This window comes from Faecalicatena contorta, assembly GCF_021531995.1.
Lineage (GTDB): Bacteria > Bacillota > Clostridia > Lachnospirales > Lachnospiraceae > Dorea_A > Dorea_A contorta_A.
The window spans coordinates 1-12,362 of record NZ_JAFBIZ010000095.1 but is presented as its reverse complement, the minus strand read 5'-3'; the positions used below and the strand labels follow the sequence as shown (position 1 = coordinate 12,362).

Below are 12,362 nucleotides of genomic sequence, written 5' to 3'. Positions count from 1 at the left end.
CAGACTGTCTAACAAATCTACGTCCTCATAGAAATTTGGCAGTCTTACTGTACGATGAATCCTTTTTCTTTATACTCATTCATAAATGATGATTTTTAGTGCGTTATTTTTTAATAATCTTGATGGTATACCTTACCTTTTAACTAAACTTTTTAACCAATTCCTGAGTTGAAAACATACTTAATAATCGCTTAAAGTTGTAAGCGATAAACATAGAGGCAGCTTCTGCATCAACATTTTCTATTTTTCGCCTCAAGAAAAAACTATATCCCAGAGCTCTCTTTACTGTTCCAAAAGGATGCTCAACGATGCATCTCCTTTGCTTGTAAATGTTGTTGTTATTCCAAGTTTCTTCATAAACAGCATCTAAAACACTTTCATGCTCCCATCTTTGAATTGTTCTTCCAGATTTTGATGAAGTACAACTATTTCGATATTTGCAATCAGCACAAGATGAGCATTTGTATTTTTTATATTTCATGCCATTCTTTGATGTATTTTCGAAGAAATCCAACCGCTGACCTGTTGGGCAAATGTAAATATCCCTTTTGGAATCATACGTGAATTTTTCTTTCCTGAACTCATTATCTTTGGTGCTATTATTAGCCTTTGCTTTCTTTATTAAGACAGTCATTCCATCATCTATGCAGTTCTTTATTTCGGTTCCATTATAATACCCAGTATCCGCAACAACAGTGCATTCTTCAATATTCAACAACTCAGTTGCATCCTTAGCCATCGCATAAAGCAGATTTTGATCGTTAATGTCATTTGTCGTAGAGATATCTATAATAAAATGATTTTGGGCATCGACAACTGATTGAACGTTATAACAAATATCTAGAGAGCCATTATTCTTCATTCGTCTGGAATCTGGATCGGTAAGACTTTTTTGCTCAAGTCCTTCATCCTTTAGTTTTTGTTTTTGCTGAATATACTGTCCCTTCAATTCTTGATAAGCTTTTAACTTCTCTTTGAATTCCGGTTCGCTTTGATTTTCTTTTTCAATAGCCATAAGATATGCGTTTATCTGCTCATCCGCATAAGCTATCTTTTTTTCTAATCCACTTTGAGTAATGCAGTTGTGTTTGCTATTCTGCGCTCGAATCTTGGTGCCATCGATAGCTATAAGCTTGCCATCAATTAAACCCCATCCTTTAAGAATGAGTGATAGATTGCGAAGAGTACTATGAAAGGCTTCACGATTATTTTTTACAAATCCAGCTATAGTGCCATGGTCTGGTGTGATTGCATTGATCAACCACATCAGTTCTATATTTCGCTTGCACTCAACTTCTAGAGCACGGCTTGATCTAACCTTGTTAAGATAACCATAAATATGGAGTTTCAATAAATCGGAACGACGATATGGAGATTGGCCTCTTTTATTTCCGCTGTATTCTACAAATCCTAATTCCATTAAATCTAAAGAATTAACATAAGCATCAATAACACGAACAGAATTGTCTTTATCAATAAGGTCATCTAATGATGCAGTTATCATTCTAATTTGAGTTCTATCTGTTCCAACAATATATGCCATAATCAAACCTCCTAGTTCCTATATCTCGTGATTTAATTATACCATTTATGCTAATTGTTAGACAGTCTGACGCACGGTGGTGTGAGAGGACGACGGTTAATCACCGCCTCCTACTCGATTGAGTCAAAATGAAAGTATGTTCTGGCTGACAGCAGAATCTTGACAAATGATTCTGATCACCACATAATGTAGTTGTATCTGATACAAATACAAAATGTATTACGAAGAGAAAGTGATAATAGAGAAATAGGAGGGAAAAACGAATGGACACAAAATTTTCCGTTGCAGTACATGTATTGATACTGATTTCAGAGTCTCCCAATCCGATGAATTCCGACCAGATGGCAGGGAGTGTTGGTACCAACGCCAGTTACATTCGGAAAATTCTGGCGCTTCTAAAAAAATCGGAGATTGTTGATGGTCACAGAGGAATCGGCGGTTATTCTCTGACTGTTGCCCCGGAACAGCTGACATTACTGCAGATCTATCTGGCGGTTATGGAGAAATCAGATATTCATCTTTTGGATGTTCACAAAAACCCAAATGATCAGTGCATTGTTGGCCGTCATATCCGTCCGGCGCTGACTGAAATGTTCACAGACATAGAAGATGCCTTTGTCCGTTCCCTTGAGAGAAAAACACTTGCTGACTGCATTGCCGACATTCGAAGCAGAATCGACACGATGCATTCTGAAAAACATTAACTATAATATTTAAGGAGGATACATTACGTGAATGTAGTAGAAATTATTTTTAGCCCTACAGGTGGTACAGAGAAAGTGGCTCATATCATTGGCGCACATTGGAGCGAAAATGTTGTAAAAATTGATCTGAGTGATTCCAAAATTGATTTTACGAAATGTAAAATCTCCAAAGACGATATGGTTTTGATTGCGATGCCCTCTTTTGGAGGACGTGCACCGGCTGTGGCGATTGAACGGTTAAAGAAGATTGCGGGAAATGCAGCAAAATGTACCCTTGTATGTGTATATGGAAACCGGGCTTACGAGGATACGCTTGTAGAAATGGAGGACGCTGCAAAGAAAAGTGGATTTCAGATTATTGCGGCAATCGCTGCAGTAGCAGAGCATTCTATTATCTCCAGGTATGCAGCAAACAGGCCGGATGTATCTGATGAGAGACAATTGGTGAATTTTGCTGACCAGATTGCAGGCAAGACCGGAGAGGTCGTTTCCATTCCAGGAAATCGTCCTTATAAAAAAGGGGGAGGAGCAGGGCTTGTTCCAAAACCGACGAAAGACTGTGTGAAATGTGGTTTGTGTGCAGATAAATGTCCTGTAAAGGCCATTGATTCAGTAAGTTTCGCGGCAGATTCCAAAAAGTGCATATCCTGTATGCGCTGTATAAAGAAGTGTCCGCACAATGCAAGAAAAGTAAATGGTGCAGTAGTGTCTATTGCTGCCATGGCGATCAAAAAGGCATGTTCAGTAAGAAAAGAAAATGAACTGTTCTTGTAAGCTGAAGCATTTTCAGAAAGCGGTAAATCACGGACTATTTATGAGCAGTTTTTCAGTCTGATGGCACAATACGATGAGATTCCCAAAACGGCACAGATTACTCCTTTTCAGTTTCAGGAAATTTATCTGCGGGAGGCACAGGCCGGTGTGACAGATCTGATTCTGGTGCTGATTAATTCACAGGGTTCTTCTACCTATGATAATTCTGTGCAGGCCGTAGAATTGTTCTATGAAGAATATCCGGAATACAGAGAGTGTTTTCATGTTCATAGTTTTGACGGTATGGGATATAACGCCCTGTATGGCAGTCCTGTCGTGAGTGCGGCACGAATGCTGGCGGAAGGTACGAGTCTTGAAGAAATACTGCGGTATTTGAAGGAAATCCTCCCACGGCGACAGATTTACTTTGGCATCTATGATTTGAAATATGCTGCGAAATCCGGACGTATTCCCACAGCGGCTGCTTTTTTAGGAACGAAGTTGAATCTGAAACTGGTAACTCCTTATGAGATCATATATGGAAATGACGTTTCATGCCTGGAGGAACTGCGCTGTCTGATGGTACAGCAGTTGGGTTATGAGCCGGCAGCGACCTATCAGATCGGTGCAGCTGTTGCGGCGAATTCAGGTCCGAGAGTGGTTGGTACCGCATTTACCAGAAAAAGGGAAGAATAAAGAAGAAAAGAGCTGAAAGAAATGGATTTATTACAGGCTATACAGGAAAGACATTCTGTAAGGGCATACACTGAGCAAAGGATAGAGGAAGAAAAGCGGCAAAGATTAAATAAATTGATTCGGGAATGTAATGAGGAAAGTGGGTTACACGTTCGGATACGATATGACAATCCAGATGGGTTTGATTCAAAACTGGCGCATTATGGCAGTTTCCGTAACGTGAATAATTATATCATTCTTGCAGGAAACCCTGATGACAGTCTGCAGGAAAAATGTGGATATTATGGGGAAAAGATTGTTCTTGAGGCTCAGATGATGGGGCTGAATACCTGCTGGGTAGCGTTGTCTTTTAATAAGGCGAATGTAAAAAAAATGGTTCCGGAAAGTGAAAAAATCGTGTCGGTCATTGCCATAGGCTATGGACAAACACAGGGAAAACCCCATAAGAGCAAGCCATTGAAGCGTGTCATGGCAACAAAAGGTGAGATGCCGGATTGGTTCAAAAAGGGGGCAGAGGCGGCACTTCTTGCTCCAACAGCGATCAATCATCAGAAGTTTAAAATGGGAATCAAGAACGGGAATCCTGCTATCTGTATAGCAGGCAGGGGACCATATACAAAAATAGATCTCGGAATTGTGAAATATCATTTCGAGGCTGCATCCGGGCATAAGGTTCCTTCTACTTGTGGATCAGGAAAAGCAGATATATATGGAGAATAGACATGAGTATTTCATATGAAGAACTGTGTGATTATGCAGGAGGACACAGACTACGGCAAAGATACTGTAGAAATATATAAGCCGGCAGGTGCATGGCAGAATATCTGTGAGCAGGGAGAGGATTTTCACCAGGGCGATTTCTTCTGAACCTGATGTCTTCTCCGGGAGCCGGTAAAACTACGACCCTTCTGGCTTTAGCGAAAGAGCTTGCGGGAAAGGTGAAAATGGGAGTCATGGAAGCAGATATTGATGCTGCAGTGGATGCTGAAAAAATGACTGAAGCAGGTGTGAAATCCATCCAGATCCATACCGGCGGTATGCTCCATCTGGATGCGGATATGACAAGACAGGGACTGACAGAGTTCGGAGCGAATGATCTGGATCTTATTATTCTTGAGAATGTTGGAAATCTTGTATGTCCGGCAGAATTTGATACAGGTGCAGTCAAAAATATGACGATCCTGTCTGTTCCGGAAGGGCATGACAAGCCACTGAAATATCCATTGATGTATGAAACATGTGACCTCCTGGTAGTGAATAAAACCGATGTTCTGGAGTATTTCGACTTTGATAAAGAAAAAGCCGTAGAATATGCAAAGATGAGAAATCCGGATATCGATGTCATCTTTATTTCTGCAAAAACAGGGGAAGGTATTCCGCAGCTGGCAGAATGGATATTAAAGAATGTAAAGGAATGGATTGAAGAGTAATCCTATTGACACATACCCCCTAATGGTATACAATCAAAATACCCTTAGGGGGTATGTGGCGGAAGGAGGATATGATGATGTCTGATAAGGAAGTATGTGGCTGCTGTTCTAAAACAACAGAACGATCAGAGGAAGAACGAAAGAAACTGATACACCGTCTGAACCGAATAGAAGGGCAGGTTCGCGGAATTCGGGGAATGGTGGAAAAGGATGTTTACTGTGCAGATATTTTAACCCAGTCTGCTGCAGTGAACGCTGCGGTCAATGCATTTAATAAGGAACTGCTGGCAAGTCATATTCGGGGCTGTGTTGCCAGAGATATCCGTGAGGGCAAGGATGAAGTGATCGATGAGTTGGTGTCAACTCTGCAGAAACTCATGAAATAAAAGGAGGCGTAACAAAGCAATTATGGAGCAATATACAGTAACCGGTATGAGCTGTGCCGCCTGCTCTGCCCGTGTGGAAAAAGCAGTATCGGGTGTGAAAGGAGTTACTTCCTGCTCGGTAAGTCTGTTGACCAATTCCATGGGTGTGGAAGGGACAGCATCCGCCGAGGAAATTATAGCGGCGGTTCGTGATGCAGGATACGGAGCAGCTCTGAAAAGGGGAACTAAAGATCAGAACACACGTGCATCCTCGGATGAGGAGGCATTAAAGGACAGGGAAACTCCTGTGTTAAAAAAGCGTTTCATCACCTCTCTGGGCTTTTGGATTATACTTATGTATGTTTCCATGGGACATATGATGTGGGGCTGGCCACTGCCGCCGTTTTTTAATGATAACCATGTGGCAATGGGGCTTTTGCAGCTATTGTTAACGGTGATTATTATGGTGATCAATCAGAAGTTTTTTATCAGCGGCTTTAAGAGCTTGTGGCACCGTGCTCCGAATATGGATGCATTGGTTGCATTAGGCTCTATGGCAGCCTTCGTTTACAGCACGTTTGCATTGTTTGCCATGACGGATGCACAGGTCAAAGGCAACGCAGATGCTGTGATGTCATATATGCACGAGTTTTACTTTGAATCTGCTGCAACGATTCTTGCGCTGATCACCCTGGGAAAAATGCTGGAGGCACGTTCAAAAGGAAAAACTACCGATGCGCTGAAGGGGCTGATGAAGCTGGCTCCAAAGACTGCCACGCTTCTGCGGGATGGTGCCGAGATAACTGTGCCAATCGAGCAGGTGGCAAAGGGTGATATCTTTGTAGTGCGTCCCGGTGAAAATATTCCTGTGGACGGAACTGTTCTGGACGGACACAGTGCAGTAGATGAATCCACCCTGACAGGAGAGAGTATTCCTGTAGACAAAGCGGCCGGGAGTGCAGTTTCCGCAGGAACACTGAACCAATCGGGCTATATACGCTGTGAAGCGACAAGAGTGGGGGAAGATACTACACTCTCGCAAATCATTCAGATGGTCAGCGATGCGGCTGCAACAAAGGCACCGATCGCCAAGGTCGCAGATAAAGTGTCAGGTGTGTTTGTGCCTGCTGTTATCACAATTGCGGTGATAACCGTCATTGTATGGCTTCTCGCCGGCCAGACGGCAGGATTTGCTTTGGCACGGGGAATATCTGTACTGGTGATCAGCTGCCCTTGTGCACTCGGTCTTGCGACCCCTGTTGCTATCATGGTAGGCAATGGAATGGGAGCAAAGAACGGGATTCTCTTCAAGACAGCGGTATCTTTGGAGGAGACGGGAAAAACACAGATCGTGGCCCTTGATAAAACAGGAACGATAACGCAGGGAGAACCAAAGGTTACGGATATCATTCCGCTAAACGGCAGGAGTGAAAAAGAGCTTTTGTCAATTGCCTATGCGCTGGAGAAAAAAAGCGAGCATCCGCTGGCCCGGGCAGTCAATCAAAAGGCAGAACAGGATGGCCTGGAGGCAAATGAGGTAGAGCAGTTCAAAGCCTTACCCGGAAATGGACTTACGGCATCTTACGATGGTGCTGTTCTGTTTGGCGGCAGTTATAAATTTATCAGCGGACAATTTCAGGTGCCTGCTGAGATGAAAGTAAAGTCCGATCATCTCTCGGAAGAAGGAAAAACACCATTGTTTTTTGTAAGTGACGGTGAACTTTGTGGTATCATTGCCGTGGCTGATACCATCAAGGAGGACAGCCCTCAGGCGATTAAAGAGATGCGCAATATGGGCATACATGTAGTGATGCTGACCGGTGATAACGAACGCACAGCCAAAGCCATCGGTGCTAAGGCGGGTGTAGACGAGGTGATTGCGGGCGTACTTCCTGACGGAAAGGAAAGCGTGATTCGAAAGCTTCAGCAAAAAGGAAAGGTCATTATGGTCGGTGACGGCATCAATGATGCCCCGGCACTGACGAGCGCTGATATCGGCATTGCGATCGGTGCGGGTGCGGACGTTGCGATTGATGCGGCAGATGTGGTGCTGATGAAAAGCAGTCTGTCTGATGTTCCTGCTGCAATCCGTTTAAGCCGGGCAACACTGCGTAATATTCACGAGAATCTGTTCTGGGCATTTATCTATAACACAGTCGGTATCCCGCTGGCGGCAGGCGTATTGATAGGTGTGCTCGGCTGGCAGCTTAATCCGATGTTTGCAGCGGCAGCAATGAGCCTGTCCAGCTTTAGTGTAGTAACCAATGCACTGCGCCTGAATTTCTTTCGGATGCATGATTCCGGGCGGGATCATAAAATCAAAAATAAATTAAAAATCACAATCGAAAAGGAGACAAAAACCATGGAAAAAACACTGAAAATCGAAGGTATGATGTGTGGACACTGCGAGATGCACACAAAAAAAGCACTGGAAGCACTTGATGGTGTAACGGAGGCTTCTGTTAGTCATGAAACCGGTACTGCTGTTGTAACGCTGGAGAAAGATATTTCGGATGATATCCTGAAGCAGGCTGTTGCCGATCAGGGATATAAGGTAACGGATATTCAGTAGATCAAAGAGATAGAGGTTATATACAGAAGGAGTGAATGGTTATGCATATGGCAGATGCGTTGGTTTCCCCGGCTGTGGGAGGAGCAATGTGTGCGGTTTCTGCTTTGACAGCAGTATATTCAGTGAAAAAAGTAAGATTAGAAAGTGATCCGAAGAAGGTTCCGGTTATGGGAGTTATGGGAGCGTTTGTTTTCGCGGCGCAGATGATTAATTTTACCATTCCGGGAACCGGATCCAGCGGACATTTGTGTGGAGGCATGCTTCTTACGGCACTTCTCGGTCCGTATGCAGCATTCCTGACGATGATAGTCATATTAATAATTCAGTGTCTGATGTTCGCGGACGGAGGACTGCTGGCTCTGGGGTGTAATATCTGGAACATGGCGTTTTACGGGTGTTTTGCAGGATATTTCCTGGTCTGGAAGATATTGATGAAAAAAGGAATATCCAAAGGAAAGATCGTGGCAGGATCGATGCTTGGATGTATACTCACACTGCAGCTCGGGGCACTGTCTGTGACGTTTGAAACATATCTTTCAGGTATTACTGCGTTGCCACTTCATTTATTTGTTGGAACCATGCAGCCGATTCATCTGGCGATTGGAGCTGTTGAGGGGCTGATTACAGCGGCGGTACTTACATTTGTGTATGAAAGCAGACCTGAAATTCTGATGTGTTGTGAAGAAGCGGGACTGAAAAACCGTTTCAGTTTAAAGAAAACGCTTGTGATATTGGGAATCTGTACTGTACTGGTGGGTGGCGGTCTGTCACTTGCCGCGTCGTCCCATCCGGACGGACTGGAATGGTCTATTGAAAGGCTGACAGGTTCTACTGAAGTTGAAGCAGACGGTGGAGTTTATGAGACGGCAGAACGCATTCAGGAAAAGACTACGATTTTTCCGGATTATTCGTTCCGTAATTTGGATTCTGAGACAGGAACAAGCGTATCTGGTATTATAGGTTCAGTGGCTGTTGTTGCAGTTTGTATCCTGGTATGCTATGCATTGAAATTATTCCGAAAAAAGACAGGAAAGAAGAAACTCACAGTATAAGTAAAATACCCTGCAGGATGTTGTAGTCCTGCAGGGTATTTCCAGTTGTTGTTATAATTTAAATCGTTTATTTTGTGCGGAAGATTCTCCTGCGTTTGTGGTACACGCCTGTACCGATTACACTGGCAACGGATACAGCGAACAGAACAAGCCACAGCATGAAATTACTGTTGTCGCCGGTTTGCACGCTCGTTGTTACTCCGGTATTTGTGTTATGTGTCGTTGGCTTGGTCGATTCTGTCGGTTCTGCCGGTTCTGCCGGCTTGGTTGTGGACTTGGTATAGATGTTGGTAAAGCTCATCTCATCCAGTGGCTTAGCCTCCCAATCCAGATCGTAGTACACACCGTCATCCGTCTCCTCACAGGTTGCCGGGAGGATGTGTACGGTATATTCTGCACTGTCCGCGGAGGAAGAAGCAACGAACTGAGACAGGAGCAGACCCCACACTGTGTCGTCATAGGTCCAGCCTTCTTCGCCTGCATTCACCTGCTGTACAAATGCACCCTCGCAGAGCATATTCCAGAGCTGATCAGCTGGGCCGGTGAGAGTCAGGGTGCCTGTATAGTCGCCTGCGCCGCCTGTGGTAACGGAGCCGGAGACGGTCACATCCGCGTAGCGCTCCTCGCCTGCGTTGGCGCCCACGATCGCCAGATCAAATGTCGTCTCGCCGGGAGCTGTGTTGCCGCCCAATTCTACTGTTGTGGTGAAAGGTACACTCAGGGTGAACTCCTGCTGCGCGCCGCAGATCGTGCAGACGCCGTGCGCAAAGTTGTGATCCGGAAGGACCTCGACGGTCTTACTGTCGCTTGCGGTTTCTCCACCTGGTGCTGTTCCCGTTACGGAAAGAGTAAAGCTGTCAACATCTGAAGCATAGGCCGAAGCGGGGATAAGGCCATAGAGTACACCGTCTTGTTCAGTGATAGATCCGGTATACTTCGCCTCGCCTACAGTATAACTGAACTCGCTGACGCTCAGCCCATTCGCTGCCGTGACGGTGAATTCGTAGTCCTGCTGTGCGCAGACCGCGTCCGGTCCGTCGATCGTAATGTCGATGCTCTCCGGTTCCTCCGCAAAGGCCGTGACCGGTAAGAGCATCAGCACCATGCAAAGGCTCAGCAAAATACTGAAAAATCGTTTCTTCATAATCTTTCCTTTCTTTTTTTCTTCTCTGTACTCCTCAGAAAAGGAATCTGTTCATAAGGAGATTGCATAGGGAATTTCCCTATGCAAGGGAGTACTCCCTTGCAAATCAATTATAATTGGCGAGTGTACGTATTTCAAGATAGAGACAGTGGTTATTTCAAAATACTTAATTACACACATGCATAAATATACTATTGACTCTCCCCTTTAGGGGAGGTGATAGAATCCTTCTTGTAAAGATAATACAGGTTACTTTGATGATATACTGATATCAGTGATTATTTTTGATTGCAGGAATCTGTACAAGTGTTGTAGTAAAAACATTTTGATGGGAGTGATTTGATGAAAATGTATGAAGAACATGAAAGATGTGGAGAAGTAGATAGTGGTTCGTTATACAAGATTGGGATGTTTGCCGCGATGAATCGTGTGACAGTGAAAGCTCTTCGTTTCTACGAGGAGCAAGGGCTTTTGCTGCCGTCTTATATTGATTCTGAAACAGGGTATCGTTATTATAAACTGAATCAAATGGCTACTTTACACCAGATATCAGCTTTAAAACAGGCTGGTTTTACTTTGGAAGAAATTGTAAGCATTAATAATGGTGAAGATGAAGAAGCATTGTTGCTAAAAAAGAAATCAGAACTTCTTTCAAAAATCGCTGAATTTACGGCGCAGGTGGCTGTTTTAGATGGATATCTGGCAAAAAAGAAATCTTGTTTGTTATCACCAGTTTTAATCAAGGAGGTACCGGAGTGTATAGTTGCCTATATGAAGACAAGACTTGACTCCTACGATAGTCTATTTGATAAAATGCCTCAAATGGGAGAACTTATGGAAAAGGCCGGATGCATTTGTGCTCTCCCGGAATATTGTTTTACGAACTATCTGGAATCAGGTTATAAAGAGGAGGATATTCTGGTGGAATTGTGCGAATCAGTGACAGAATGTAAGGATGATACCGGTGAACTTCATTTTAGAACGATGCCGAAGCTTCAGGTAGCATCTATATTTCATAAGGGATCATATAATACTTTGGGTACTTCTTATGAAAGCGTGCTAAAATATGTGGAAGACAATGGATATGAGATCGGAGGGGCGATTCGGGAAAGTTATATAGATGGTGTTTGGAACAAAGAGGATGAAAGCGAATGGCTTACAGAAATCCAGGTGCCAATCAGAAACTGCACCAGGATGTAATGAACATATGTCCATATGATATCTTCTTGACAAGTCTCAAAAATGAGAATAGTATAAACATATAACTAATCTCAGTTTTGAGAATGGCTAAAACGATAGTGTTTATCCAGATAGGAGGTAGCGATTATGAAACAATACGTCAGCTTAACATTAAAGAAGGCATTACAAACATATCTGGTGATTTTACCGTTTGCGGTCATCGGTGGTATAACTGTTGGAATGTACACCTGTGAGCATTCTGCTCCGGAGGTTATTGAAGCAGCTATTGAGCAGTTGGGAAGCTATCAGGCGATGATCGCAGTAACTGTGATTCAGACTCTGGTCTATTCTCTGTTTGGATGGGTCATCGGTTACTTCATTGTGGAACGTCTGGGACTGATGAAGCCTTTTCGGTTTGAAAAAGTGGTTCTTGTAAAGGTATGCCCGGTTATCGTTGTTCTTGGGTTTACATTTGCTGCGGATTACTTTTTGATGGGGCGTCTGATTCCGGAGGTGGCAGCAGATTATGAAAAAGGAATCAGTGTGGCATACTTTATCAGTTCTTTGACCTATGGTGGTGTGATCGAGGAAATCCTGCTCCGCTGGTTTTTCATGGGATTCATTGCACTGATTCTGGTGATGATTTTTGCGAGAAAAACAGATAAAAATGAGATACCGGACTGGATATTTATTGTGGCCAATGTAATTGCGGCAATTGTATTTTCCGCAGGTCATCTGCCTGCAACACAGATGTTTTTTGGAAGGATCACCGGATTGATTCTGTTTCGCTGTTTCCTGCTGAACGGTGCATTTGCTCTGTTCTTTGGAAGATGGTTTCGTAAGTATGGCATTCAGTATGCAATGTTAGGACATTTCGGAATCCATTTTATATCTAAAATCATACTGATTTGTGTGATATAATTG

General features: G+C 43.6%; 12 protein-coding genes and 1 pseudogene. 11 read left to right on the top strand and 2 right to left on the bottom strand.

Going from position 1 to position 12,362, the window contains the following annotated elements; genetic code table 11:
* Nucleotides 1-139: 139 nt before the first annotated feature.
* Nucleotides 140-1,543, bottom strand: a complete 1,404-nt coding sequence (locus JQM82_RS11870) for an IS1182 family transposase (protein ID WP_235250552.1) — start codon at nt 1,541-1,543, stop codon at nt 140-142.
* A gap of 263 nt (nt 1,544-1,806) precedes the next feature.
* Between JQM82_RS11870 and JQM82_RS11865 the strand changes: the two genes are divergently transcribed.
* The 9 genes and pseudogenes from JQM82_RS11865 (at nt 1,807) to JQM82_RS11830 (ending at nt 9,115) form a co-directional block, all read left to right on the top strand.
* On the top strand, nt 1,807-2,247 hold the full coding sequence (locus JQM82_RS11865; protein ID WP_235250551.1) for an RrF2 family transcriptional regulator: 441 nt from the start codon (nt 1,807-1,809) through the stop codon (nt 2,245-2,247).
* Nucleotides 2,248-2,274: 27 nt separating this feature from the next.
* Complete coding sequence (locus JQM82_RS11860; protein WP_235250550.1) at nt 2,275-3,021, top strand: 4Fe-4S binding protein; 747 nt, start codon at nt 2,275-2,277, stop codon at nt 3,019-3,021.
* 36 nt (nt 3,022-3,057) lie between these two features.
* Nucleotides 3,058-3,696 (top strand): DegV family protein, encoded by a 639-nt coding sequence (locus JQM82_RS11855; protein ID WP_328284216.1) that lies wholly within the window; start codon nt 3,058-3,060, stop codon nt 3,694-3,696.
* Nucleotides 3,697-3,717: 21 nt separating this feature from the next.
* Nucleotides 3,718-4,416: a nitroreductase family protein gene (locus JQM82_RS11850; protein WP_235250548.1), complete on the top strand. Its 699-nt coding sequence runs from the start codon at nt 3,718-3,720 to the stop codon at nt 4,414-4,416.
* A 15-nt stretch (nt 4,417-4,431) separates the two neighbouring features.
* Nucleotides 4,432-4,563, top strand: a complete 132-nt coding sequence (locus JQM82_RS16235; RefSeq protein ID WP_268827730.1) for a hypothetical protein — start codon at nt 4,432-4,434, stop codon at nt 4,561-4,563.
* A pseudogene (gene hypB / locus JQM82_RS11845) lies at nt 4,548-5,126 on the top strand (hydrogenase nickel incorporation protein HypB); the annotation flags it as partial. The gene JQM82_RS16235 and the pseudogene hypB, both read left to right, overlap by 16 nt.
* Nucleotides 5,127-5,203: 77 nt before the next feature.
* Nucleotides 5,204-5,512, top strand: coding sequence for a metal-sensing transcriptional repressor (locus JQM82_RS11840; protein ID WP_235250547.1), 309 nt, complete (start codon nt 5,204-5,206; stop codon nt 5,510-5,512).
* Between the two features lie 22 nt (nt 5,513-5,534).
* Nucleotides 5,535-8,063 carry a heavy metal translocating P-type ATPase gene (locus JQM82_RS11835; protein WP_235250546.1) on the top strand — a complete coding sequence of 843 codons (2,529 nt, stop codon included), beginning with the start codon at nt 5,535-5,537 and terminating at the stop codon, nt 8,061-8,063.
* A gap of 41 nt (nt 8,064-8,104) precedes the next feature.
* Complete coding sequence (locus tag JQM82_RS11830) at nt 8,105-9,115, top strand: energy-coupling factor ABC transporter permease (RefSeq protein ID WP_235250544.1); 1,011 nt, start codon at nt 8,105-8,107, stop codon at nt 9,113-9,115.
* Nucleotides 9,116-9,182: 67 nt separating this feature from the next.
* Here JQM82_RS11830 and JQM82_RS11825 read toward each other — a convergent pair whose 3' ends face one another.
* Nucleotides 9,183-10,259 (bottom strand): hypothetical protein, encoded by a 1,077-nt coding sequence (locus JQM82_RS11825; RefSeq protein ID WP_235250543.1) that lies wholly within the window; start codon nt 10,257-10,259, stop codon nt 9,183-9,185.
* 342 nt (nt 10,260-10,601) lie between these two features.
* Here JQM82_RS11825 and JQM82_RS11820 point away from each other — a divergent pair, with 342 nt between their 5' ends.
* A complete protein-coding gene (locus JQM82_RS11820) occupies nt 10,602-11,459 on the top strand; it encodes a MerR family transcriptional regulator (protein WP_235250542.1) in 858 nt (285 codons plus the stop codon).
* Between the two features lie 126 nt (nt 11,460-11,585).
* Complete coding sequence (locus tag JQM82_RS11815; protein WP_235250541.1) at nt 11,586-12,359, top strand: type II CAAX prenyl endopeptidase Rce1 family protein; 774 nt, start codon at nt 11,586-11,588, stop codon at nt 12,357-12,359.
* The last annotated feature ends 3 nt before the right edge of the window (nt 12,360-12,362 follow it).

Excerpts from the sequence above, each read along its gene's own strand:
- JQM82_RS11870 (WP_235250552.1), bottom strand. The coding sequence starts at position 1,543 with ATGGCATATATTGTTGGAACAGATAGAACTCAAATTAGAATGATAACT.
- JQM82_RS11865 (WP_235250551.1), top strand. The coding sequence starts at position 1,807 with ATGGACACAAAATTTTCCGTTGCAGTACATGTATTGATACTGATTTCA.
- JQM82_RS11850 (WP_235250548.1), top strand. The coding sequence starts at position 3,718 with ATGGATTTATTACAGGCTATACAGGAAAGACATTCTGTAAGGGCATAC.
- JQM82_RS16235 (WP_268827730.1), top strand. The coding sequence starts at position 4,432 with ATGAAGAACTGTGTGATTATGCAGGAGGACACAGACTACGGCAAAGAT.
- JQM82_RS11840 (WP_235250547.1), top strand. The coding sequence starts at position 5,204 with ATGTCTGATAAGGAAGTATGTGGCTGCTGTTCTAAAACAACAGAACGA.
- JQM82_RS11835 (WP_235250546.1), top strand. The coding sequence starts at position 5,535 with ATGGAGCAATATACAGTAACCGGTATGAGCTGTGCCGCCTGCTCTGCC.
- JQM82_RS11830 (WP_235250544.1), top strand. The coding sequence starts at position 8,105 with ATGCATATGGCAGATGCGTTGGTTTCCCCGGCTGTGGGAGGAGCAATG.
- JQM82_RS11825 (WP_235250543.1), bottom strand. The coding sequence starts at position 10,259 with ATGAAGAAACGATTTTTCAGTATTTTGCTGAGCCTTTGCATGGTGCTG.
- JQM82_RS11820 (WP_235250542.1), top strand. The coding sequence starts at position 10,602 with ATGAAAATGTATGAAGAACATGAAAGATGTGGAGAAGTAGATAGTGGT.
- JQM82_RS11815 (WP_235250541.1), top strand. The coding sequence starts at position 11,586 with ATGAAACAATACGTCAGCTTAACATTAAAGAAGGCATTACAAACATAT.